Origin of the sequence: Halobacterium sp. DL1, assembly GCA_000230955.3 — an archaeon.
GTDB lineage: Archaea > Halobacteriota > Halobacteria > Halobacteriales > Halobacteriaceae > Halobacterium.
On sequence record CP007060.1, the window covers coordinates 1,687,508 to 1,709,443 of the forward strand.

The 21,936-nt window shown below is 68.6% G+C and carries 24 protein-coding genes; 9 read left to right on the plus strand and 15 right to left on the minus strand.

The features are described from left to right. Nucleotides 1–292: 292 nt before the first annotated feature. On the minus strand, nt 293–1,696 hold the full coding sequence (locus tag HALDL1_10440) for a deoxyribodipyrimidine photo-lyase (protein AHG03973.1): 1,404 nt from the start codon (nt 1,694–1,696) through the stop codon (nt 293–295). A 37-nt stretch (nt 1,697–1,733) separates the two neighbouring features. After that, a complete protein-coding gene (locus HALDL1_10445) occupies nt 1,734–2,183 on the minus strand; it encodes an esterase (protein ID AHG03974.1) in 450 nt (149 codons plus the stop codon). Between the two features lie 92 nt (nt 2,184–2,275). On the opposite strand from HALDL1_10445, the gene HALDL1_10450 reads away from it, so the two are divergent. The 5 genes from HALDL1_10450 (at nt 2,276) to HALDL1_10470 (ending at nt 7,188) form a co-directional block, all read left to right on the plus strand. Continuing rightward, the gene (locus HALDL1_10450; protein ID AHG03975.1) at nt 2,276–3,835 is read left to right on the plus strand and encodes an AMP-dependent synthetase and ligase; all 1,560 of its coding nucleotides are present in this window, start codon (nt 2,276–2,278) and stop codon (nt 3,833–3,835) included. A gap of 101 nt (nt 3,836–3,936) precedes the next feature. Next, the gene (locus HALDL1_10455; GenBank protein AHG03976.1) at nt 3,937–4,701 is read left to right on the plus strand and encodes a 3-oxoacyl-ACP reductase; all 765 of its coding nucleotides are present in this window, start codon (nt 3,937–3,939) and stop codon (nt 4,699–4,701) included. Further along, nucleotides 4,698–5,702 (plus strand): oxidoreductase, encoded by a 1,005-nt coding sequence (locus HALDL1_10460; protein AHG03977.1) that lies wholly within the window; start codon nt 4,698–4,700, stop codon nt 5,700–5,702. Before HALDL1_10455 ends, HALDL1_10460 begins: the two co-directional genes overlap by 4 nt. Before the next feature lie 67 nt (nt 5,703–5,769). Continuing rightward, nucleotides 5,770–6,741, plus strand: a complete 972-nt coding sequence (locus HALDL1_10465; GenBank protein AHG03978.1) for an NADPH:quinone reductase — start codon at nt 5,770–5,772, stop codon at nt 6,739–6,741. Nucleotides 6,742–6,828: 87 nt separating this feature from the next. Continuing rightward, complete coding sequence (locus tag HALDL1_10470) at nt 6,829–7,188, plus strand: hypothetical protein (GenBank protein AHG05286.1); 360 nt, start codon at nt 6,829–6,831, stop codon at nt 7,186–7,188. On the opposite strand, the gene HALDL1_10475 is transcribed toward HALDL1_10470, so the two are convergent. Next, the gene (locus tag HALDL1_10475; GenBank protein ID AHG03979.1) at nt 7,189–7,869 is read right to left on the minus strand and encodes a hypothetical protein; all 681 of its coding nucleotides are present in this window, start codon (nt 7,867–7,869) and stop codon (nt 7,189–7,191) included. It lies immediately after the preceding gene. Nucleotides 7,870–8,000: 131 nt separating this feature from the next. Beyond that, on the minus strand, nt 8,001–9,116 hold the full coding sequence (locus HALDL1_10480; protein ID AHG03980.1) for a dihydropteroate synthase: 1,116 nt from the start codon (nt 9,114–9,116) through the stop codon (nt 8,001–8,003). 93 nt (nt 9,117–9,209) lie between these two features. Between HALDL1_10480 and HALDL1_10485 the strand changes: the two genes are divergently transcribed. Next, the gene (locus HALDL1_10485; protein ID AHG03981.1) at nt 9,210–9,749 is read left to right on the plus strand and encodes a hypothetical protein; all 540 of its coding nucleotides are present in this window, start codon (nt 9,210–9,212) and stop codon (nt 9,747–9,749) included. Beyond that, a complete protein-coding gene (locus HALDL1_10490) occupies nt 9,742–10,479 on the plus strand; it encodes an RNA methyltransferase (GenBank protein AHG03982.1) in 738 nt (245 codons plus the stop codon). Before HALDL1_10485 ends, HALDL1_10490 begins: the two co-directional genes overlap by 8 nt. Before the next feature lie 19 nt (nt 10,480–10,498). On the opposite strand, the gene HALDL1_10495 is transcribed toward HALDL1_10490, so the two are convergent. After that, nucleotides 10,499–10,951, minus strand: a complete 453-nt coding sequence (locus HALDL1_10495) for an acyl dehydratase (GenBank protein AHG03983.1) — start codon at nt 10,949–10,951, stop codon at nt 10,499–10,501. 349 nt (nt 10,952–11,300) lie between these two features. On the opposite strand from HALDL1_10495, the gene HALDL1_10500 reads away from it, so the two are divergent. Further along, nucleotides 11,301–12,107: a hypothetical protein gene (locus HALDL1_10500; GenBank protein ID AHG03984.1), complete on the plus strand. Its 807-nt coding sequence runs from the start codon at nt 11,301–11,303 to the stop codon at nt 12,105–12,107. Between the two features lie 127 nt (nt 12,108–12,234). On the opposite strand, the gene HALDL1_10505 is transcribed toward HALDL1_10500, so the two are convergent. After that, nucleotides 12,235–13,173 carry a hypothetical protein gene (locus HALDL1_10505; GenBank protein AHG03985.1) on the minus strand — a complete coding sequence of 313 codons (939 nt, stop codon included), beginning with the start codon at nt 13,171–13,173 and terminating at the stop codon, nt 12,235–12,237. Nucleotides 13,174–13,316: 143 nt separating this feature from the next. Between HALDL1_10505 and HALDL1_10510 the strand changes: the two genes are divergently transcribed. After that, complete coding sequence (locus HALDL1_10510) at nt 13,317–13,802, plus strand: transcriptional regulator (GenBank protein ID AHG03986.1); 486 nt, start codon at nt 13,317–13,319, stop codon at nt 13,800–13,802. Here the strand turns inward: HALDL1_10510 and HALDL1_10515 are convergent. The 9 genes from HALDL1_10515 to HALDL1_10555 all read right to left on the minus strand — a co-directional run bounded on the left by HALDL1_10515 (nt 13,799) and on the right by HALDL1_10555 (nt 21,716). Then, nucleotides 13,799–15,718, minus strand: a complete 1,920-nt coding sequence (locus HALDL1_10515) for a glutamyl-tRNA(Gln) amidotransferase (protein ID AHG03987.1) — start codon at nt 15,716–15,718, stop codon at nt 13,799–13,801. The two genes, HALDL1_10510 and HALDL1_10515, sit on opposite strands and share 4 nt — an antisense overlap. Before the next feature lie 36 nt (nt 15,719–15,754). Then, entirely contained in the window at nt 15,755–17,251 is a 1,497-nt protein-coding gene (locus HALDL1_10520; GenBank protein ID AHG03988.1) for a membrane protein, read from the minus strand. After that, nucleotides 17,248–17,736, minus strand: coding sequence for a membrane protein (locus tag HALDL1_10525; GenBank protein ID AHG03989.1), 489 nt, complete (start codon nt 17,734–17,736; stop codon nt 17,248–17,250). The genes HALDL1_10520 and HALDL1_10525 overlap by 4 nt, the downstream gene beginning before the upstream one ends. A 64-nt stretch (nt 17,737–17,800) precedes the next feature. Beyond that, nucleotides 17,801–19,207: an aspartate ammonia-lyase gene (locus HALDL1_10530; GenBank protein ID AHG03990.1), complete on the minus strand. Its 1,407-nt coding sequence runs from the start codon at nt 19,205–19,207 to the stop codon at nt 17,801–17,803. A gap of 64 nt (nt 19,208–19,271) precedes the next feature. Continuing rightward, nucleotides 19,272–19,526: a BolA family transcriptional regulator gene (locus HALDL1_10535; GenBank protein ID AHG03991.1), complete on the minus strand. Its 255-nt coding sequence runs from the start codon at nt 19,524–19,526 to the stop codon at nt 19,272–19,274. A 142-nt stretch (nt 19,527–19,668) separates the two neighbouring features. Continuing rightward, nucleotides 19,669–20,652 (minus strand): endonuclease, encoded by a 984-nt coding sequence (locus tag HALDL1_10540; GenBank protein ID AHG03992.1) that lies wholly within the window; start codon nt 20,650–20,652, stop codon nt 19,669–19,671. Between the two features lie 37 nt (nt 20,653–20,689). Then, a complete protein-coding gene (locus tag HALDL1_10545) occupies nt 20,690–20,902 on the minus strand; it encodes a hypothetical protein (GenBank protein ID AHG05287.1) in 213 nt (70 codons plus the stop codon). Nucleotides 20,903–20,909: 7 nt separating this feature from the next. Next, the gene (locus tag HALDL1_10550; GenBank protein ID AHG05288.1) at nt 20,910–21,128 is read right to left on the minus strand and encodes a hypothetical protein; all 219 of its coding nucleotides are present in this window, start codon (nt 21,126–21,128) and stop codon (nt 20,910–20,912) included. A 9-nt stretch (nt 21,129–21,137) separates the two neighbouring features. After that, nucleotides 21,138–21,716, minus strand: coding sequence for an acetyltransferase (locus HALDL1_10555; protein ID AHG03993.1), 579 nt, complete (start codon nt 21,714–21,716; stop codon nt 21,138–21,140). Nucleotides 21,717–21,936 lie beyond the last annotated feature (220 nt).

Below are 21,936 nucleotides of genomic sequence, written 5' to 3' on the forward strand. Positions count from 1 at the left end.
GGACGGGCTGAGACGCGTCCAGACGACGGCGCCGGAGGGCGTCGGGTCGCCGCTCGCGACGCCCTGCGGGAACGCCTCGCGGTCGGGTGCGCCCCTGGCAGTGCTCCGGTCGGTCGGCGCAGCCTCGACGGTCGGCGGGACGAGCGCGCCACCGGCGGCGAGACCCAGCGATTCGAGGAGTCGGCGGCGGTGGAGGCTGGGTATGCGAGAGCGATGCCAAGCGCCGACATTTGTAATGAGGGTTGTACGAACTGTACGGCTTTCTTACCTGTGGTTAGGATGACCGTTCGGGTCAGTCCGCGTCGCCGCGCGCCCGCTCGAACGTTGCGATGGCTTCCTCGCGGCGCTCCGCGTGGTCGACGATGGGGGCCGGGTAGTCCGGGGCGAGTTCGTCGCGCTCCTCGGGCGAGAGGTCAGGCCACGCGTGGATTTTCGCGGGCGGAACGTCACGCAACTCGGGGACGTACCGCTTGACGAACTCCGCGTCCGGGTCGTAGCGCTCGCCCTGCGTCGTCGGGTTGAACACCCGGAAGTACGGCTGGGCGTCGGTGCCTGTCGAGGCGGCCCACTGCCAGCCGCCGGTGTCGTTGGCCGTGTCGTGGTCGACGAGGTGCTCGCGGAAATGGGCGTACCCCTCGCGCCAGTCCACCAGCAGGTCTTTCGTGAGGAACGCGGCGACGAGCATCCGGACGCGGTTGTGCACGTACGCCTCGTCTCTGAGCTGTCGCATCCCGGCGTCCACGATGGGGTAGCCCGTCTCGCCGTCCTTCCACGCGCGGAGTTCCGTGGGGTCGTCCCGCCACTCGATGGGCTGGGCGTACTCCTTGAAGTTCTCCGTGACTACCTCCGGGTTGAAGTACAGCACCTGCGCGTAGAACTCCCGCCAGGCGAGTTGCCCCTGGAACTCTTCGACGCTCGCGCGTTCGTCATCGTCGTCGGCGTCGGTCATCGCCTGCTCGGTCCGTTCGTACAGTTCCCGGACGCCGAGCGTGCCGAACTTGAGGTCCGCCGAGAGCCGGGACGTCGCGCGCTCGGCGGGGTAGTCTCGCGCGTCCTCGTAGCGAAAGACGTCCCGCTCGCAGAACGCTTCGAGTCGCTCCCGGGCCGCATCGGTCCCGGCAGCCGGAATCTCGGCGTCCGGTTCCTCGAAGCCGAGGGTCGCCGCGTCCGGTAGTTCGTCGCCCGTCACGTCGGCGACGGCGTCGGGTTCTGGCTCCGGCGCCGGGTCGGCCTTCTCCCGGTCGCGCCACTTCTTCCAGAAGTACGTGTACACGGAGTACGGGTCGCCAGCGTTCGTCCGGATCGCGCCCGGTTCGTGGAGGACGGCGTCGTGGACCTGCTCGTGGGCGGTGCCCTGGTCGTCGAGGGCCGCGCGCACCGCCTCGTCGCGCTCGCGGGCCAGCCCCGAGTAGTCGTGGTTCCAGACGACGCGGTCGGCGCCGAACTCGCGAGCGAGGTCTGGGAGGACGGCGGAGGGGTCGCCGTGGCGCACGAGCAGGTCGCCGCCGAGTTCCCGGTAGCGCTCGCGGAGCGCGGCGAGGGCGTCCAGCATGAACGCCATCCTGGACGGTGCGGCGTGGTCGAGGACAGCGTCGTCGAAGCAGAAGACCGGGACCACGTCGCCCGCATCCGCGGCCGCGGCGAGCCCCAGGTTGTCCGCGGTGCGGAGGTCCCGGCGGTGCCAGAACAGTTCCATGTCCGTGGGTGGGGTTGCCACCGCCGTATAACCCCGGTCAGTCCGACTGGAAGACGCGGAACGACCCGCGGCCGACCGCGACCTCCTTCTCGTCGCCGTCGTCGTCCTCGGCGGTGACCTCGACCTCGGCGACGCCGACCGTCGAGCCGACGCGCACCACCTCGGCTTCCGCGACGAGGTCGCCGCGAGCGGGGCGGAGGTAGGAGACGTTCAGGTCGATGGTCGCGACGCCCGCCTCGACTGGGTTGTCGAGTGACGTGCGGACGGCGAGGCCACCCGCGGTGTCGATGATGGTCGCGGCGATGCCGCCGTGGACGTTGCCGCGACCGGCGCCGTGGTTCGCGAGTTTCTCGTGGTAGGGGATGCGCAGCGTCATCTCGCCCGACTCGACGTCCTCCACCTGGAGGTCGAGGAAGGAAAGGAAGCCGTGGTCGTCAACGTAGGACTGGATGAACGCTTGCGCGTCGTCCGCGTCGAACGCCGTCATGTATCGGCGTGCGGTGTCTGCCCGCTTAAGCCCACCGAGGCCACCACGACGCAAAGTTTCTTGCCCGAGGGCACCGTGATATCGGTTGACACATGACGAACCTCGTCACGAACGTCGAGTCAGTCGTCGCGGACCACCCCGAGGAGCCGGCGCTGGTCTTCCGGGACCAGACGGTCTCCTACCGGGAGTTCTGGGCCCAGACCGGCCAGTTCGCCGCCGCCCTGCGCGAGCACGGCGCCGAACCCGGGGACAGGGTCGCCATCTACCTGCCGAATCTACCGCAGTTCGTCGTGGCGTTCCACGGGGCGCTCCGGGCCGGCTGCGTGGTCGTCCCGATGAACCCCCAGTACAAGAGCCGCGAAATCAGTCACCTGCTCGAGGACTCCGGGGCGACCACCGTTGTCGCGCTCGCGGACCTCGTGCCGTTCGTCCAGCAGGTACGCGACGACACCGGGGTCGAGCAGGTCGTCACGGTCGGCGGCGAGGCCGACGCGGGGACGCCGTTCCGAGAATTCCTCACCGACGGCGACGACAGCGTCGCCGAGCGCGCAGACGACGACGTGGCGGTCCAGCCCTACACCTCCGGGACCACGGGGCAACCGAAGGGCGTCGAACTCACCCACCACAACCTCGCGTCGAACGCCCAGCAGTCCGTCGACATCATCCCGGACGGCATCACCCCGGGCGACCGGCAGCTCGGCGTGCTGCCGCTGTTCCACATCTACGGGATGACAGTGGTGATGAACGCGACGCTGTTCGGCGGCGGAGCGTACTACCCGCTGCCCCAGTGGGACGTTCAGGAGGCGATGACGCTCGTCGAGGAGGCGGAGCTCACGCTGATGCACGGTGTCCCCGCGATGTACAACGACGTCATCAACCAGCCGAACGCCGAGGAGTTCGACCTCTCGTCGCTCCGGCTCTGTGGCGTCGGCGGCTCCGGCATCCCCGTCGAGGTGCTCCGGAAGTTCGAGGAGCTCTACCCGGTGAAGCTCTACGAGGGGTACGGGCTCACGGAGACCAGCCCGGTCACCCACTTCAACAGCCCGAAGTGGGGGCGCCGCGTCGGCTCCATCGGCAAACCGCTGGACGGCGTCCACGCCAAGATCGTCACCGGCGACTTCGAGGAGGTCGAGGCGATACCGGAAGGACCCGTCGACGAGGACGAGGTGGACATCGACGAGATAACCGGCGAACTCGTCGTCTCCGGGCCGAACGTGATGCAGGGCTACTCCGGACTCCCGGAGGCCAACCGCGAGGCGTTCTCCGAGCACGAGGGGCGGCGCTGGTTCCACACGGGCGACCTGGGCTACCACGACGAGGACGGCTACTTCTACGTCGTCGACCGGAAGAAGCACATGATCAACACCGCGGGCTACAACGTCTACCCGCGCGAAGTGGAGGAACTACTGTTCGAGCATGAGGCGGTCGCCGACGTCGCCGTGGTCGGCATCCCGGACGACCGGCGCGGCGAGACGGTGAAGGCGTTCGTCGTGAAGACGCCCGACGCCGACGTCACCGAGGACGAACTCAAGCAGTTCTGCCTAGAGCGACTCGCGGAGTACAAACACCCACGCGAGGTGGAGTTCGTCGAGGAACTGCCGCGCACGACCACCGGGAAGGTCAAGAAGTTCGAACTCACCGACGCGGAGTGACCGGCTGACGGGCGACGGCCGCTGGCTGCAGCGGTCGAAACCCGGCGCACGTTGTCAGTCGTTGACACAGTTTTATGCGGAGCGGTGGCGAAGTTCGCCCCATGACAGACCGATTCTCCGTGTCCGGCACGGCAATCGTCACGGGCGCGTCGAGTGGCATCGGGCGGTCCATCGCCGAGCAGTTCGCCGCGGACGGCGCGAACGTCGTCGTCTGCTCGCGCGAGCAGGAGAACGTCGACCCCGTCGCGGAGGGCATCCGCGACGACGGCGGGGCCGCGCTCGCCGTGGAGTGCGACGTCACCGACCGCGACGCCGTGGACGCGCTGGTGGACGCGACGGTCGGGGAGTTCGGTGGCCTCGACGTCCTCGTGAACAACGCGGGCGCGAGTTTCGTCGCCGGCTTCGACGACATCTCACCGAACGGCTGGAAGACCATCGTGGAGATCAACCTCACCGGCACCTACCACTGCACGCAGGCCGCCGCGGAGCACCTGCAGGACGGCGGCGGGAGTGTCGTCAACCTCGCGAGTGTCGCGGGCCAGAGCGGCGCGCCGTACATGAGCCACTACTCCGCCGCGAAGGCCGGCGTCATCAACCTCACGAAGACGCTGGCGATGGAGTGGGCAGGGAAAGGGGTGCGCGTGAACTGCATCGCACCCGGGTTCGTCGCGACGCCCGGCCTGGCGTCCCAGATGGGCGTCTCCGCCGACGACATCGACCGCGAGGAGGTCGACCGACGCATCGGCGTCAGCGAGGAGATATCGGACGTGGCGCGGTTCCTCGCGAGTCCGGCAGCCTCCTTCGTCGTGGGCGAGACGGTGACTGCTGGTGGCGTCCCGCAGGGCGAGGAGGTGCCGTCGCAGTGACCGACCGCACGGTCCACCTCCCGGTCGCCGCCCAGGAATCCCTCGACGACGTACTCGACATCGGCGTCCGCGCGGAAGAACTCGGCTACGACCGGGCGTGGTTCCCAGAGACGTGGGGCCGGGACGCGGCCACGACGCTGGCCGCGCTCGCCGACCGCACCGAGGATATCGGCATCGGGACGAGCATCGTGAACACGTACTCTCGCAGTCCCGCGCTCGTGGGCCAGACGGCCGCGACGCTCGACGAACACTCCGACGGTCGGTTCCGCCTCGGCCTCGGGCCGAGCGGGCCCGCGGTCATCGAGGGGTGGCACGGCGAATCCTTCGAGCGACCGCTCCGGCGTACACGCGAGTACGTCGAGGTCGTCCGGCAGGTGCTCTCGGGCGAGCAGGTCGACTACGACGGCGACCTGGTCCAGACCCGGGGGTTCCGACTCCGCCAGGACGCCCCGGAGCCGGCGCCCGAGATAGACGTCACCGGGATGGGACCGAAGGCCGTGGAACTCGCGGGCCGGTTCGCGGACGGCTGGCACGCGCTGATGTTCACCCGCGAGGGGTTCGCCGAGCGTCTCGGCGACCTGCGGACGGGCGCCGAACTCGGCGACCGCGACCCTGAGGACGTGCGGACGACGTTCGTGCTGCCGTGCTGTGCGCTTCCGGACGCGGACGCCGCGCGCAACCTCGCGCGCCAGCACCTCGCGTTCTACGTCGGCGGGATGGGGGACTTCTACCGGAACGCGCTCGCCCGACAGGGGTACGAGAAGCAGGCCCACGCCATCCACGACGCGTGGCAAGAGGGCGAACACAAGCGCGCGGTGGGCACCGTGAGCGACGACCTGCTCGACGCGCTGGCCGCCGTGGGGACGCCCGAGGAGGTCAAAGAGCGCTATGACGAGTTCGCGGACATCGACGGTCTCGACGCCGTCGCCGTCTCCTTCCCGCGAGCGGCCGACCGCGAGGTCATCGACGCGACGATGCAGGCGCTCGCCCCGGAACGCTGAGGGAACCCGAGTCCCGTTTCCCGGGGTTTGACCCGCCTTTTTGCGAGTGGCCCGCCTACGACAAGCCATGCAAGCAATCGAGGTCACCGAGTTCGGCGACGACGAGGTGCTGACGCGCGTCGAGCACGAGCGACCCGAACCCGGCCCAGGCGAGGTACTGATCGACGTCGAGGCGGCGGGCGTGAACTTCGCGGACGTGATGCAGCGCCGCGGCCACTACCACGGCGGCCCCCAGCCCTCGTACGTTCCGGGGATGGAGGCCGCGGGAACCATCGCCGCCGTCGGCGACGGCGCGGAACGTGAGGTCGGCGAGCGCGTCGTCGCGATGGTCGGCCGTGGCGCCTACGCGGAGTACGTCACGGCACCCGCGCTCGCGCTGTTCGACGTCCCTGAGTCGATGTCGTTCGCGGAGGCTGCGGGCTTCCCAGTCCAGTTCCTCACCGCCCACCACTGCCTCCACGACTGGGGCGAACTCGACGCCGACGAATCCGTCCTCGTCCACGCCGCCGCGGGCGGGGTCGGCACCGCGGCTGTCCAGCTAGCCGACCACCACGGCGCGGAGGTGTTCGGCACGGCGAGCACCGAGGAGAAACTAGCGCTCGCCGAGCGACTCGGCTGCGACCACCCCATCAACTACACGGAGGTCGACTTCGCCGACGTCACCGACGACCTGACCGACGGCGCAGGCATCGACCTCGTCCTCGACGGCGTGGGCGGCGAGACGTTCCGGGAGAGCGTCGACGCGCTCTCGCACTTCGGCCGCGTCGTCGCCTACGGTGCAGCCTCGGGAGAGCCCGGCACCGTCGACACGGCGACGCTGCTGTTCGGCAACAAGTCCGTCGAAGGGTTCCACCTCGGCCAGGCGATGGAGCGCGACCCCGAGCGAATCTACGAGGCCGTTCCCGAACTCTCCGCGCTGCTCCGCGACGACGTCCTCGAAGTCGTGGTCGGCCAGACGTTCGACCTCGCGGACGCCGCCGACGCCCACCGGGCACTGGAGAACCGCGAGACCACCGGGAAGGTCGTTCTCGAACCCTGACAGGGAAACCCAACTGACTGGAGCCGGGAGTACTGCGAGTCTTTGAGTTATCCGGACACTTTTCACCCTAGTAGACGACAGGTGTGTGTGAACAGACGATTCCGGCAAGTCGCCCTCGCTGCCCTCCTCGCAGTCCTCGTCGCGTCGGCGGGGTGCAGCGCGTTCGGCGGCGGCGCCACGACGAACCTCCTCCTGGTGAACAACGACGAGACCCAGCACGACGTCACCGTCGAAATCGTGCAGGACGGCGAAGCGCAGTACACCTCTGAGAAGACGCTGCCGGCGGAGGCCCAGGCAGACCTCCTGACGTTCGAGGGGTCGGGCGAGTACACGGTGGCCGTCACCGTCGACGGGACGACCACCGAACAGACTCACGAGTTCAGTAGCGACGACGACACGCTCTCCATCGGCGTCCAGAACGACGGTTCGGTCATCGTCGGCGGGTAGCTACACGCCGACCGACTCGATGTCGCCGCGCCGCCCGTCGAGGACGGCGAATCGCTCCCCGCGTCGCGTCTCCAGCCAGGAGAGCATGCGCTCGGCCCACGCCAGTTTCTTCGCCTTCTCCGCGTCCACGCTCTGGTCGTCGAAGTCCCACCCGGGGAAGACGAGTTCCGCTGCGCCGCAGTGGTCGGCGAGGAACGCCGCCCGGTCGCCGTCGGTGAATCCGCCGAAGTTCCGCACCGGGCCCGCGGGTTCGGCCTGCGTCGTGCCGAGGACGTGGGCGGCGTCGAACGTCGGAACGTGCTCGCGGACGGCGGGGACGTTGTCGCCGTGGGCGTGCGCGGCGACTGGGACGCCAGTTTCGGTGAGTCGGCGCGCTGTGTCGGGGTTCTTGTCGAGGTCGGTCACCATCAGGTCGACGTCCACTCGCGCCTCCACGAGGACGTCGACGGCCGTCGAGGCAGCGAACACGCGGTCTGCATCGGCCGCGGCGTCCGTCTCGTCGGCGAGCGACGGCGCGCCACCGGTGATTGCGACCGTCGCTCCCGAACAGTCCAGTCGCGAGCTGTCGAACGGTTCGACGTACTCGGCGAGCACGTCGCGGGCGCGCTCGTCGGCGCTCCGCGGGTACCCGAAGTCGGCGAGTATCGTCTCGTACACCGGCTCCCAGTCGTCGAACTCCATGGTAGTCACTACTCGGTGGAATAAATGAAAGATTCCGTGGTCCGAGCCGAGACGCCCCGCAAAGTACCCCTACCCGGCGGGAGTCCGGCTTCCAGTCCCGGCTTCTTGCCCCTCGGGTATAAGCTTTCCCGTTAGTTGCCAACTGTCTCCCAGGTGGCACCTAGCTCACCCAGGGCTCCGTCACGGCCTGCCAGCGCCGACGACGCGTCCCGCAGTCTATCGACAGTTCCCGCGACGAACGCGGGGTCCTCGCCCGTGACGGCGACGCCGAACTCGGCGAGTTCCGCCCGCTCCGCCGGTCCGAGACCTCGAACTTCGTACGCCCGGGCCGTGGCGTCCGTCGCCGCGTCCGCGTCGCCGCCGAGTCGGTCGACGTGCCGCTCGGCCTCCCGCACGGTGGTCGCCTCCAGTTCCTCGACGTCGGCGGTGCGAGTCCGGTCGCGGGCGAACGCCTGCCCGACGAACGCGGCGTCCCGCGTCTCCGCCACGTCGTGGGTGCGGACAACGTGGGCGCCGCGCTCGACAGCCATCGACGTCGCCGCCAGCGAGACCGGGAGCGCGTCCTCCGTCGAGCGGTCGGCGAGTTCGCGGAGGAAGTTCTTCCGGTTGATGGAGACCAGGATGGGGTAGCCGTGGCCGCGGAACTCCCGCAGTCGCTCGAAGGTCTCCCGGTCGTCTGCGGTGGTCTTGGCCTCCGACCAGCCGCCGAACGCGGGGTCGACGATGGTCTTGTCCGTGAAGCCGTTGAGCGCGAGCGCGTCGTAGATGTCGTCGACCGACTCGACCGCGCCCGGTCGTTCGAGGTCCGGCGGGCTCGCCATCTTCGCGACGGCGACGTCGTGGGCCTCGCAGACCGCGGGCATCTCCGGGTCGGCGAAGCCGCAGATGTCGTTGACCATGTCGAAGCCCCGCGAGAGCGCCTCGTCGGCGACCTCGCTGTAGCGCGTCTCGATGGAGAAGACGGCGTCGCCCTCCACGCTGTCGATGGTCTCGACGGCCGTCTCGAGGCGGTCGAGTTCCTGCTCGGCGGAGAGCACCTCGAATCGCTTGTTCGCCGACTCCAGGCCGACGTCGACGATGTCCGCGCCCTCGCCGATCAGTTCCTCGTCGACGTACGCGGCGGCGTCCGCCGGGTCGTCGAAGACGCTCGGGTCGTACGGCGATTCCTTCGAGACGTTCAGCACGCCCATCACGCGGGGCGGGTGGTCGTCCCCGATGGGGAGGCCGGCGGCGTCGACCGTTCGCATACACCCACCGCGGGCCCGTGCGTGCATAGGCGATGCGGTTCCGGCGGCGCCGGCTTCAGGCGACTTATGTGGCGGCGCTGCCAACACCCGGCAATGACGAAGGTGAGCATCGGCTTCCGTGGGTGGCGCTTCGACGAGGACGAGGTGTTCGACGAGAGCGGCGACTACCGGCCGCTCGAGGAGATGAGCGAGGACACCCGCGAGCGCCTCGGCCGCCTCCCGGTGCTGGCCGACCAGCCCTGCGACGCCTGCTACCTGAGCGACGGCGACGACAACTCGCCGACGGCGGTGTACGGCGAACCCAACGCGGAGGTGCTGGTCTGCGACGACCACGAGGCGGAGTTCTACTACTGGTTCCTCGAGGACGGCGGCGACGAGCACCGCGGCACCGACGCCCTGCAGGACGCCTTCCACGAGTGGTTCGCAGCGGGCAACCGCGCCCCCGAGTGGTACGACGGTCCCGACCACGTGGAGACCGAACCCGAGAGCCTGCCCGAACCCGACCTCGACAACGTCGAGGCGGTGAACGTCGACCTGCCCGAGGACGAGCAGGCGAGCGTCGACCTGCGCGAGGTCGAGGAGAGCATCCGGGACGCGGACATCGAGATGGACTACCCGACCGCAGATGAGTGAGGGCGGCGGGAAGCGGAGCAAGCCGGCGGTCGCTGTGGTCGACGCCAAGACCGCCGGGAACGTGGGCACCATCGCGCGGGCGATGAAGAACTTCGGGTTCGAGGACCTCCTCCTCGTGGACCCGCCGTACCTCGGCCGGGACTCCGAGGCGTACGGCTTCGCCGGCCAGGCCCGCGAGGACGTGCTGCCGAACGCCACGGAACTCTCCTTCGACGAACTCGCCGAGACCTACCACACCGTCGGCTTCACGGCGGTGACGAACCAGGACGCGACGAAGCACGCCCGCTTCCCGTTCCGGACGCCCGCGGAACTCGGCGCGAGTCTCGCGGACGTCGAGTCGAAGACGGCGCTCGTATTCGGCCGCGAGCGCGTCGGCCTCACGAACGAGGAACTCGAACGCATCGACGAGGTGTGTGCGATACCCGCGAGCGAGGAGTACCCCGTCCTGAATCTGGGGCAGGCCGCAACCATCGCGCTGTACGAACTCCGGGACCTGGCGATGGGCCGCGACCAGTTGCCGGACGTCGAACGCCACCGCGCGACGGAGGAGGAGATAGAGGCGTTCTACGAGCACGCCGCCGAGTTCCTCGACGCCGTCGACTACCCCGCGGAGAAGCGCGAGAAGACGCTGCGGATGCTCCGCCGGATGCTCGGCCGCACGCACCCGACCGGCCGGGAGATCAACACGGTCCACGGACTGCTGCGCCGCGCCGAGAACCGGATGGACTGAGAGGCCGGACCTCGCCGCGTCACTCCCTGGGGCGCCGCTCGTACATGCTGATGGGCTTCATCGACGCCTTCACATCGCCGTCCTGGTTCGTCGTCGTGAGTTTCGTCCGGACGATGCCGCGGCTCGGGTCACTCTCCATCGGGCGCTTGGATAGCACTTCGATGGTGACGGACAGCGACTCGCCGGGGAACGTGGGGTTCGGCCAGCGCAGTTCGTCCACGCCGATGGCGCCGAGACTCCCCGCTTCCGAGAGGTGTTCGTCGACGAGCAAACGCATCGACATCGCCGCCGTGTGCCAGCCGGAGGCCGCGAGGTCACCGAAGTGTGATTCCTCACGAGCACGCTCGGCGTCGACGTGGAACCACTGCGGGTCGTACTGCTCGGCGAAGGCGACGATCTCCTCCGCGGTCACCTCGTATGTGCCGAACTGCATCGTGTCGCCGACCGAGAGGTCCTCGTAGTAGACGGTCATGGCGTGGGCTTCGACGGTCGGGATGGTAGCTGTTGGGTTCGCGGCGGGTCAGTACGAGGGTACTGTATTCACAGTATCGCGGTGACGAATCGTAGCACGTAGGTGGAAGTTTCAGATGTATTTCACTCGAATCATCAACACAGGTAATTCCGGGGGAAGAGGGACGACCAGTCAGTAACTCCGTCGTATTCGGCGGTGAAATTGCCCAATTGCGGAGCTGGCGAACGACTCGGAGGTTGCTGACGACATATCGAACGTACGACAGTACTACGGCATTCTGGGGGAACAATAACAATACATATCATACTCCTTATATCGATTCGTCGGACCTGACAGTCCGGCTGAACTAATGACGGACTCAAACGAGACACCTGACGACGTCGCGAGGCGCATCGCTACCGCAGTACGTGACCAACTGAACGAAGCCGACCCGTCCCGGCGGGGGTTCCTCGGCAAGACAGCTATCGCCGGCGGTAGCCTCCTCGCACTCGGAACTGGCGTCGGCGCCGCGAGTTCTGACCACGGGGACGAGGGGGACGGTGGGTCGTCGGCAGCGTTCGACGACACCGAAGGCACCGACCTCGACGTCCTGAACTACGCGCTCACGCTCGAACACCTCGAGGACGCACTCTACCAGCAGGGCATCGAGATGTTCGACGAGGGGGACTTCGCCGACTCCAGTACACTCGAAGACGCCCCCGAGGGGCAGGTCGCCGAGGTCTACGAGTACGTCCAGACCGCCGGCGAACAGGAGTCCATCCACGTCGAGACACTCTCGAAAGCCGTCTCGTTCCTCGGTGGCGAGCCTGTCGAACCCGCAGAGTACTCCTTCGGCGTCGACTCGGTAGACACCTTCCTGGCGACCGCCGCTGCGATAGAGAACGTGGGGGTGTCTGCGTACGCGGGTGCTGCCCCATTCGTGGAGAGCCCCGACCTGCTGGGCGTCGCGCTCGCGATCCACAGCGTCGAGGCGCGCCACGCCGCCGTCCTCAACAACGTCGTCGGCGAGCCGCCGTTCCCGAACGCCTTCGACCCGGCACGTTCCCAGGAGGAGGTTCTCGAGGCTGCGGGCCCGTTCTTCGCGAGTAGCGCGGAGGAAAGCGACGACGGTGACGGCGGCGATGGAGACAACAGCTCGGCCCAGTCTCTCATCTAAACCGTCGACAGTCCGCAGCGGCGTCCCTCCCCGTCCGGACGCAGGCACGCCGTCCGACCTGGCCCCGCAGATTCCTGTTCGTCTGGCGAATCGAGGGGCACAGCAGACCCGGTTCGTGGTTCGACGGTCAGTGGTGTGACCTGACGGCGTCGGCGGTGTCGAGGGCCACAGACGACAGCGCGTCGCGCTTCAGGAGGGCGAACCCGAGGAAGATTGCCGCGAAGCCGACCAGCGCCTGCGCGTCGACGACCTGTCCGAGGAGCACCCAGGCCGCGAACGCGGCGACGACGGGTTCGAGGTAGCCGACGAGGTTGAGTTCGGTGGCGCCGATGCGGTCGAGCAGTTCGAAGTACATGAGGAAGCCGACACAGCCCGAAATCAGCGTGAGGTAGACCAGACTCGCCACGGCGGGCGCGGTCCACTCGACGCCCGACAGGGACTCCCCGCGGGCGCCGGCCCCGACCCACAGCACAGCCGACCCGAGCAGCATCGCCCATGCCTCGAGCGTCTCGATGGGGAGGCCGGTCGAGAGCGGGCGCGCGAGCACGGCGCCGAGGGCGAACGCCACGGCACCCGCAAAGACGAGCACGACGCCGAGCAGGTCCGTGCCGCCACCGCCCGGCGCGGCGACGGCCGCGACGCCCGCGAAGCCGAGCAGGAGACCCGTGCCCTCCACGCGGTCCACGCCAGCGTCGTCGAGGAGGCTGCTGGCGAACGCGACGGTGAGAATGGGGGAGAGGCTAACGACGATGGCCGCCACGGCGCCCGACACCCGGAGTTCACCGAGGTAGAGGGCGCCGTGGTAGACGGCGATGACGAACACGCCGGCGACGGTGGCGGCGAACCACTCGCGCCTGCCGCGTGGCCGCCAGCGGTCGGTGGCGACCGCGGCGTACGCGAGGATGATCGCCCCCGCGACGGTGTACCGGAGCGCTGCGAACGACAGCGCGGGGACGGCGTGTAGTCCGATTTCGATGGCGACGAACGAGGTGCCCCAGACCGCGGCGAGCAGCAGGAACATCGCGGTCGTGGGAGACGGAGCGAACGAGGGGCGACGGTAGCTCATATCCACCCAACTATTCGAGAGTATATTAGAGTTATCTTCAAGAGATGCCACAAGAGTGGAAATGTCCGCAATCACTGCCGCTTTCGTAGACGATGCGACCGACTCCCACAGGCTTTTGCCGGCGGTCGCCGATTCGGCGAACGATGGACGAACGCGACGTGCGCCTGCTGAAAGCGATCTCGGACCTCGGCACTGGCAGCCCAGAGCGGCTCCACGAGGAGACCGACATCCCCGTGTCGACCATCCACTACCGGCTGAACAACCTCCGCGAGGAGGGCGTCGTCGAGAACGACCTCTACGACCTGGACCTCGACGAACTCGGCCTCGGCGTCACCGTCGTCCTCGAGGTGCTCACCAGCTACGAGGGGAGCTACGAGGACGTCGGGGAGAAGATCAGCGCCATCGAGGGCGTCACACAGACGTTCTTCACGATGGGCGAGACGGACTTCATGGTGGTCGCCCGCCTCCCCGACTCCGAGGACGTCGAGCGACTCATCTCCGACTTCGAGACCATCCCGGAGGTCGACCGCACGAACTCCACGTTCGTCGTCGAAGAACAGAAGGACCTGACGCGACCGCTGCAGAGCTACGACCTGGAGACGCTGCTGTCCGAACTGGCCGGCGACTAGCTACGCGCCTGTATCTCCTCGCGCAGCACCTCACTGACCAGGTCGCCGTCCGCCTTCCCGCGGAGCGCGCCCATGCACTCGCCCATCAGCGCGGAGAACGCCCCCATCCCCTCCGCTTCGACCTGCTCGCTGTTCTGCTCGACGACCTCCGAGACCGCATCCCGGACCTCGTCCTCGCCAGCGGAGCCCAGACCGAGTTCCTCGGCGAGTTCTGCGGGTTCCCGGTCAGGGTTCTCCGCGAGGCCGGTCAACAGGTCCGGCACGCCCTCCTGTGCGAGGTCGCCCGAAGCGACGAGGTCGAGGACGCCCCGGAAGTGGTCGTCGGTGAGGTTCTCGACCGGCACGTCGTCGCGCCGGAGCTCCGTCACCGTCGATTCGAGAGTCTGGGCGGCGAGCGTGGCGTCGACGCCCGACTCGACGCGCTCCTCGAACAGCGGCCAGCGGCGCCCGAACGCTACCTGTTCGGCCAGTCCCTCACCGAGACCGAACTCGGACTGGTAGCGCTCGACCTTCGCCGTCAGCAGTTCGGGGACCGTCACGTCCGCGAGGTCGGGGTCGACGGGCGGCACGTCCGTCTCGGGGTACATCCGCGCCGCGCCCGGGAGCGGACGCAGGTAGCGACTCGTGCCGTCGTCGTTCGCGCCCCGCGTCTCCTCGGGGACGCCCTCGATGGCCGTCCGCGCGCGCTCGGCAACCGCACCGATTGCGCTCTCCGCGATTTCTTGGGCGTCCGCGACGATTGCGACCGCGTCTTCCTCGTCCGCGTCTACCGCTTCGCGGAGCGCGGCGACTTCATCGCCGGTGACGCCGTAGGCTGGGAGTTCGTCCGTGTGGAAGATGCCACCCGCGCCGTGGCGCTTCGCGTGGTCCGAGAACTCCGTGCCGACGCGGCGGTCGTCCTGCAGTTCGCGGCCGACGAAGCCATCGAAACCGTACAGTGGCACGGCGTGGACCTGCCCGCCGGCTCGCGGCTCGTCGCCGCTCGCGTTTTCCGCGGAGCGTGGCTCCGCGCCGTCGTCCAGTGCACCGCGGATGACACCCGACTCCGTCTCCGCAAACACGTCGGTGACGTCCTGCGTGTCGCCGACGCTCGCGTCGCGGTCCTGGAGTTCCTCGCTGACGTCGACGAGTTCGACCTGCCGGCGGACCTCCTCGCGCACCAGGTCGTCGATGTCGTCGAGACTCTGGACGCCTTTCATCTCGACGCGCGCGCCCTCGGCGATGGAAACGTTGACGTCTTGGCGGATGGTGCCCAGGCCGCGCTTGACCTGCCCCGTCGAGCGGAGCAGCATCCCGATGGTCTCGGCGGCCTCGCGGGCCTGCTCGGGCGAGGCGATGTCGGGTTTCGTGCCGATCTCGACCAGCGGGATGCCGAGGCGGTCCAGGGAGAACAGCACGCCGTCCTCGCGCTCCTCGACGCGCTGGGCGGACTCCTCCTCGAGCATCACGTCCTCGACGCCGACCGGCCCTTCACTCGTCTCGATCTCGCCGTCCTGGGCGACAAGCGTCGAGCGCTGGAACCCCGAGGTGTTCGACCCGTCGATGACGACCTTCCGCATCACGTGGGCGCGGTCGACGGGGTCCATGTCTAGCAGTTCGGCGATTTCCAGGGTCGTCGCCAGCGCCTCCTCGTCCAGACGGTGGGGCGGCTCGTCGTCCTCTTCGACGAGGCAGGTCGAGTCGTAGGCGAGATACTCGAACTCGCGTTCGACCTTGCTCTCCTCGAGAGCCGCCTCGTCGATCTCGCCAAGCTCCGAGCGCGTCGGGTGGAGGTAGCGCGTGAACGTCCGCTCGGACGCCTCGGGCTCCCGGAGCTCGGTCGGGCACTCGCAGAACAGCTTCGTCGCCGTGTCGAGTTGCTGGTGGATCTCCAGCCCGGCGACGAGGCCCAGTTCGTCGTAGTCGAACTCGGTCATTACGTGGAGGTGTGCGTCCGAGCGGTAAAAAACCGTTCAGTCGCTCCCGAGCGCGTCGAGGAGGCGGGTCTCCACGTTGTCGGAGATGTCGTCGGCCTCCTCGTCGTCGCGGTCCAGCGCAGCGGCGTCGCTCCCCGCGATGGAGCGCGACCCGGCGGTGTCGACGACGACAGAGGTGAGCGACCAGCGCCGCTGGAACACCGTCTGTCGCCGGATGACCGTCTGCACGCGGTCGTAGGGGACGATGCGGGTCTGGCGCCGCCAGAACCCGGCCTGCGTGACGACGTGGTCAGGCCCCAGGTCGTAGCCGCGGTTCCGGTGGGCGCGGTCCGCGGCCGGAACAGCGAGCACGAGCAGCGGGACGAGCGCCTGCCACGGGAACGAGACGAGGAACCGACTAATGGCGTAGCCGACGACGAGCAGGCCGACGCCCACGAACAGGTAGCGTCGGATGTAGCGCTTCCGGGCGCGCTCGGGCGGCCGGGAGAGGCGGATGTCGTGGAACGGCTCTAGCGTGTCCGCCATCTCGAATACCGCCGCGCGGGAGGCGATGGGGATGGCGGCCTCGGAGCCGCCGCTCGGGGAGCTACCGGGAGCGTAGCCAGCCGTCTCGACGGCCAGCGACGCGAAGCCGTAGCGCCGCATCAGGGGGTTGTCCTCGACGGAGACGGTCTGGAGCTTCGACAGCGGGATGGTGCCGTCTTTGACCTCGAAGAGGCCACGCTCGTAGCGGAGGTCGTCGCCGACGCGGCGGAGTTCGAAGCCGTAGAACCGCACCATCCGCGCGACGGCCGACACGACCCACAGCGCGACCATGGCAACGACGGCGATAGCGACGAGCAGGACAACGCCGAATCTGGTTATCTCCACCCTGTCGCTGACGAACGGCACGAGGAACGGCGCGAACGCCAGCACACTCGAGAACAGCCGCGGGTCGAAGGATAGCGCGCCGTACAGCGCCAGGTCGCGGTTCGACAGTTCGAACAGCGTCTCGCCGCGCCGCGTCGACTCGGTGCTCTCCGCCTCGGCCAGGTCCCCGGGCGCTCGTTCGTCGGCACCCTCCGCTTCGGCGCTCGGCGTGCCCGTTTTGCCCTGTGCGGCCGCGCGGCGCTCCCGGACCTCCTCCTGGAGTCGCTGGGCCTCCTCGCGGGAGACGTACCGGAGGCTGGCCTCGGTGCCCCCGCCGCCCGCCGTCTCCACGTCCACCTTGGCGAGGCCGAGCAAGCGGGCGACGAACGACCGCGTGACGTCGACGTTCTGGACGCGGCGGAGCGGAATCTCGCGCTCCCGCCGGGAGAACACTCCCGAGTAGATGTCGAGGCTGTCGGGCGTGAGTTCGTAGTGGAAGCGGCGGTAGTACGCCACCTCGTAGGTGAACACGGCGGCGATGGCGAGCACCGCGAGCACGACGGCGCCGCTCGTCAACAGCGGGTCGCCCTGGGCGAGTGCCACGCCGCCGACGAGGAACGCCCAGGCCATGCCGACGCCGCGGGAGACGACGCGGTACGGAATCGACAGCGGGTGGAGTTTCATACGGCGTCCCCGGCGTCGCCCTCGGTCGGTTCGCTCTCGATGGCGAGGCGGCGAAGCGTCTCCTGGGCTTCGTCGGCGCGTGCGGCCGTCAGCCCGGGTATCGAGACGTCCGCACCCCGGGAGCCCGCGGTGTAGACGACGACGCTCCCCAGGCCGAGCAGGCGCTGGAGCGGGCCGCGGCGGGCGTCGACGTGCTGGACCCGAACGTACGGGACGACCGTTCGCACGCTCACGAGGACGCCGCGCTCGATGTACAGCGTGTCCTCGCGCACGTCGAAGCGCCACGCACGGTAGCGCAGGAGGAGGTGGATAGTGCCCAGCACGCCGATGGTGCCGAACACGGCGGCGACGGCGACGACGGGAGCGACGACCCCGAGGAAGTCGACGTTGGCGACCGCGACGCCCGCGAGGACGGCCGCGACGGTGGCGAAGACGAGGACGCGGACGAACCAGACGAGCCGAACCCGGGAGTCGAGTCGTTCCATGCGTTCGCGTTGTGGAGGACGGTTAAGAAAGTAGGCGGAGCTTACCTGCCGTCGCGAGCGCTCTTCAGTCCTGACCGGGGATGCCGCGGTGGGTCATCTTCTCCGGGTCGAGGGCGTCTTCGGCCTCCTCCTCGCTGAGGTAGCCCTTCTCGACGACGACCTCCTTCACCGTCTTCCCCTCCTTGAGTGCGGTCTTCGCGACCTCGCTGGCCTTGTCGTAGCCGATGGCGGGGTTGAGCGCGGTCGCCAGCGCCATCGAGCGGTCGACCTGGCGCTCGCAGTGTTCCTCGTTGGCCTCGAGTTTCGCGACGAAGCGCTCAGCGAACACCTCGCTGGCGTTCGCGAGCATGTTCGCCGACTCAAGGAAGTTGTGCGCGAGCACGGGTTTGTAGAGGTTGAGGTCGAGTTGCCCCTCCGCGGCGCCCGCGCTCACGGCGGCGTCGTTGCCCACGACCTGCTTGTGGACCTGGTTGACGGCCTCCGCAACGACGGGGTTGATCTTCCCAGGCATGATTGAGGAGCCGGGTTGGTTCTCGGGCTGTTCTATCTCGCCGAGGCCGTTGCGCGGCCCGGAGGCGAGCAGGCGGAGGTCGTTGGCGATCTTGTTGAGGCTTCCTGCCACCGTGCGGAGTGCGCCGTGGGCCTCGGACATCGCGTCGTGGGCGGCCTGGGCCTCAAAGTGGTTGTCGGCCTCGCGGAAATCGATGCCAGTCTCCTTGCTGATGTACTCGGCCGCCTTCTCCGGGAAGTCGGGGTGCGTGTTGAGTCCCGTCCCGACGGCGGTGCCGCCGAGCGCGAGTTCCGCCAAACGCGGCTTCACGTCCTCGACGCGGCGCCGTCCCTTCTCGACCTGCGTCCGGTAGCCCCCGAACTCCTGGCCGAGTCGGACGGGCGTGGCGTCCTGCAGGTGGGTGCGCCCCGTCTTCACCACGTCGTCGAACTCCTCGGCCTTCTCGTCGAGGGCGTCCCGGAGCGTCTCCAGGGCCGGTTCGACGTCCTTCTCGACGGCCTCCAGCGCCGCGACGTGCATCGCGGTCGGGATGACGTCGTTGCTCGACTGCCCGTAGTTCACGTCGTCGTTCGGGTGAACGGCGCGGTCGCCGACCTCCTTGCCGAGAATCTCGGCGGCGCGGTTCGCCACGACCTCGTTGACGTTCATGTTCGAGGACGTGCCGCTGCCCGTCTGGAAGACGTCGACGGGGAACTGGTCGTCGTGCTCGCCCGCGATGACCTCGTCGGCGGCGTCGGCGATGGCGTCGGCCGTCTCCTCGTCGAGGAGGCCGAGGTCGTAGTTCGCCTGCGCGGCGGCCTTCTTCACGACGCCGAGCGCTCGCACGAACCGCCGCCCGAAGGTGATGCCCGAGATGGGGAAGTTCTCGACGGCGCGCTGGGTCTGGGCGCCCCAGTAGGCGTCCGCCGGCACCTGCATCTCCCCTAAACTGTCCCGCTCCGTCCGGTAGTCCTCGCTCATGTGCAGAACGTGGGGAGGTGGCTGCGTAAAACCCACCGAATCGGGTCGGCGTTGTCGCGAGCGCTCAGTCCCGCTGAGCCTCGTACTCCTCGGGGGTGTACGTCGACAGTTCGAGCGCGTGGACGTCTGTCGTCATGACGCCGTCGAGGGCGTCGTAGACGTGCTGGTGCTGCTGAACGAGGCGCTCGCCCTCGAAGGCGGGGGAGACGACCGTGGCGCGGAGGTGGTCCTCGTCGTGGTCACCGCGCATCTTCGTCACCGTCGCCTCGCTGTCCGGAATCGCGTCCTCGATGAGCGCTTCGACGTCGGAGAGGTCCATACGCCACCTGGGTGGGCCGGCGAGAAAAGCGCGTGGGTCGACCCTGCTATCCCCCGCTTGTGTCTGGAAGGTCGGCTCGTACCACGTCTAGCGGTGGTCTCGGACACCACCGAGCGCCAGTCGCCCGGCTACAACCCGCAACTCAGGTCCACTGGTCGAGACCGGTCTGCGTGACCGCCTCCTCGATGCGGGAGAACCCCCGTTCGACCTCGTCGGCGTCGACCTCCCACTGCTCAGTGACGAACTCGCGGGCTGCCGCCACGTCCGGCGAGAGGGCGGTCTCGATGTCGTAGTCGTCGGTGACGTCCGGGTTCAGGAACAGTTCGCGGATGCGGTCGCCGTACTCGACGTACTCGTCCTCGGCGTCGAGGACGGCCCAGAGGTCGCCGTGTTCGTGGATTGCTTTCAGCGCCGTCTTCGGCCCGAAACCGTCGATTCCGGGGTTGAAGTCCGTCCCGCAGAGGATGCCGACGTCGACGAGCTGTTCCCACGTCAGGTCGTGACGGTCGAGCGTCGCCTGGAAGTCCATGCGCTCGGGGTCGCCCTTGCTCGTCAACTGGCGGAGCGTCAGCGGCGACCCGAGCAGGAGGCAGTCGTAGTCGTCGCTGCCGGCGTAGTCGACAGCGTCGTCGACGCGCGCCATGTAGGAGGCCTGCGCCTCGCCCTCCGCGGGCGCCTCGACCTGCGGGACGTCGAGCAGGTCGAACAGCTCCCGCGTGGTTTCGTGGATGGTCTCGGTGAGCCGCTGGGTGCGGGCGTCGAGGCGTGCGGCCTCGAGGTGGTCGCCCGCCTCGCGGGCGTCCGCGAGTTGCTCCTCGTACTCCTCGCGCTGGTCGCGGCGCTCTTCGATCTCCTCGTCCTTGAGTTCGGTGACCCCGCCGTCCCAGACGAAGACGGGCGTCAGGTCGTGCTCGAAGAACTTCGGGAGGCCCTGCACGACGCCGACGAGATTCGCCACTTCGGTGCCAGCGGCGGTCGTGTAGACATCGTCGCTGGTCCACTGCACCGTCGTCGTGAGGTACTTGTACAGCCAGTTGTGCACGTCGACGGCCACCACGCTCCCCTCCACGTCCGCGAAGGGAACCTCCTCGATGGCCGCGAGCTGACGGAGGTCGGCGTTACCCATTACGCGTGCTTGGTTCCCCCCGTGCTTGAAGCTTCAGTCACGACCCGAGCGCGCCCGCGATCAAGAGCAGGGAGATGCCAACCGAGGTGACTCCCATGCCGAACCCGCGCCACTGACGGCGCTCGCCGACTGCCTCGGCGTACCGCGGCGGCAGACGCGTTCGGACGAACCCGGGCGCGAGCATCGCTGGGGCGCCGATGAGGAGGTGGAGCGCGGCGAGCACGTACAGGAGGAGTGAGAGTGTGGACACGGGTGAGTCAGACGCTGGTGATCAACAGCAGGCCGATGCCGGCGGAGACGAGGCCCGCGGCGCGCCACTGCTGGTCGTTGCCGCCGATACCCGGGAACACCCTCCGGAGGGCGGCTTCGACTCTGGTCGGTACGAACACGGTGGCCGCGCCGACGACAACGCAGAGCGACCCGACAGCCAGCGCGACGAGCGAAACGGGAGACACGCGGAGGAGTTGGCTGGCCACCGTGAAAAGTCACCCGTCGACTCTCGCGGGCGGCGACGCGCCGCGCTTCCGGTCGAGGAACGCGACTTCCGCGTCAGAGAGGTCCCGCTCGCGGTAGCGGTCGAGGCCCGACTGGTAGGTCGCCCCGCGGTCCGCGCAGGGGCGTTCGAGGACGAGTTCCGCGATGCCCGTCTCCTCGCTGGTGAACCCGAACCCGGCCCTGTACAGCGCCTCGTATGCGAACGGGTTGTTCACGGCGATTCGCACGCGGTCGTACTCGTCGCGGAGGTGGTCGGTCGCGAACGCGCAGAGCCGGGGGCCGACACCGTCACCACGTCTGTCCTCGTGGACAGTGACGTACCGGAGCCACGCCGTTCCGGAGTCGGTGCGGTCCTCGTTGAACGAGACGGCCGCCACGACGTCCTCCAGTGGGTCGTCCATCTCCCGGGCGGCAGGTGGCCAGCTCTCCCTGTCCGCGAGCGGGACACCCTGGTAGGCGATCGCCTTCCCCGTGTTCGACATGACGAACTTGCCGGCGTAGCTGAACGCCCGCCAGTCGAGGCGGAGCGTCGGGCCGTCTTCGGGGCCGCCGAGCACCGCGTATCGCACGACCGGCAGTTGGCAACCGAGCGCAAAGAGTTGCGTGGGTGGCAGCCGTTCTCTCTCGCTTGCCGACCTACCGCACTTCGACCAGTCCGCGGGCGTCTACGACCTCGCGATGCTGGCTGCTCACAGGGAGTACCTGGAGGGAGGGGCGCAGGGACGGGACCCGCTGAGTCCGCTCTCGACGGCGGGTTCAGGGCGACGACCGTCGGCGCGAAATCGGGAG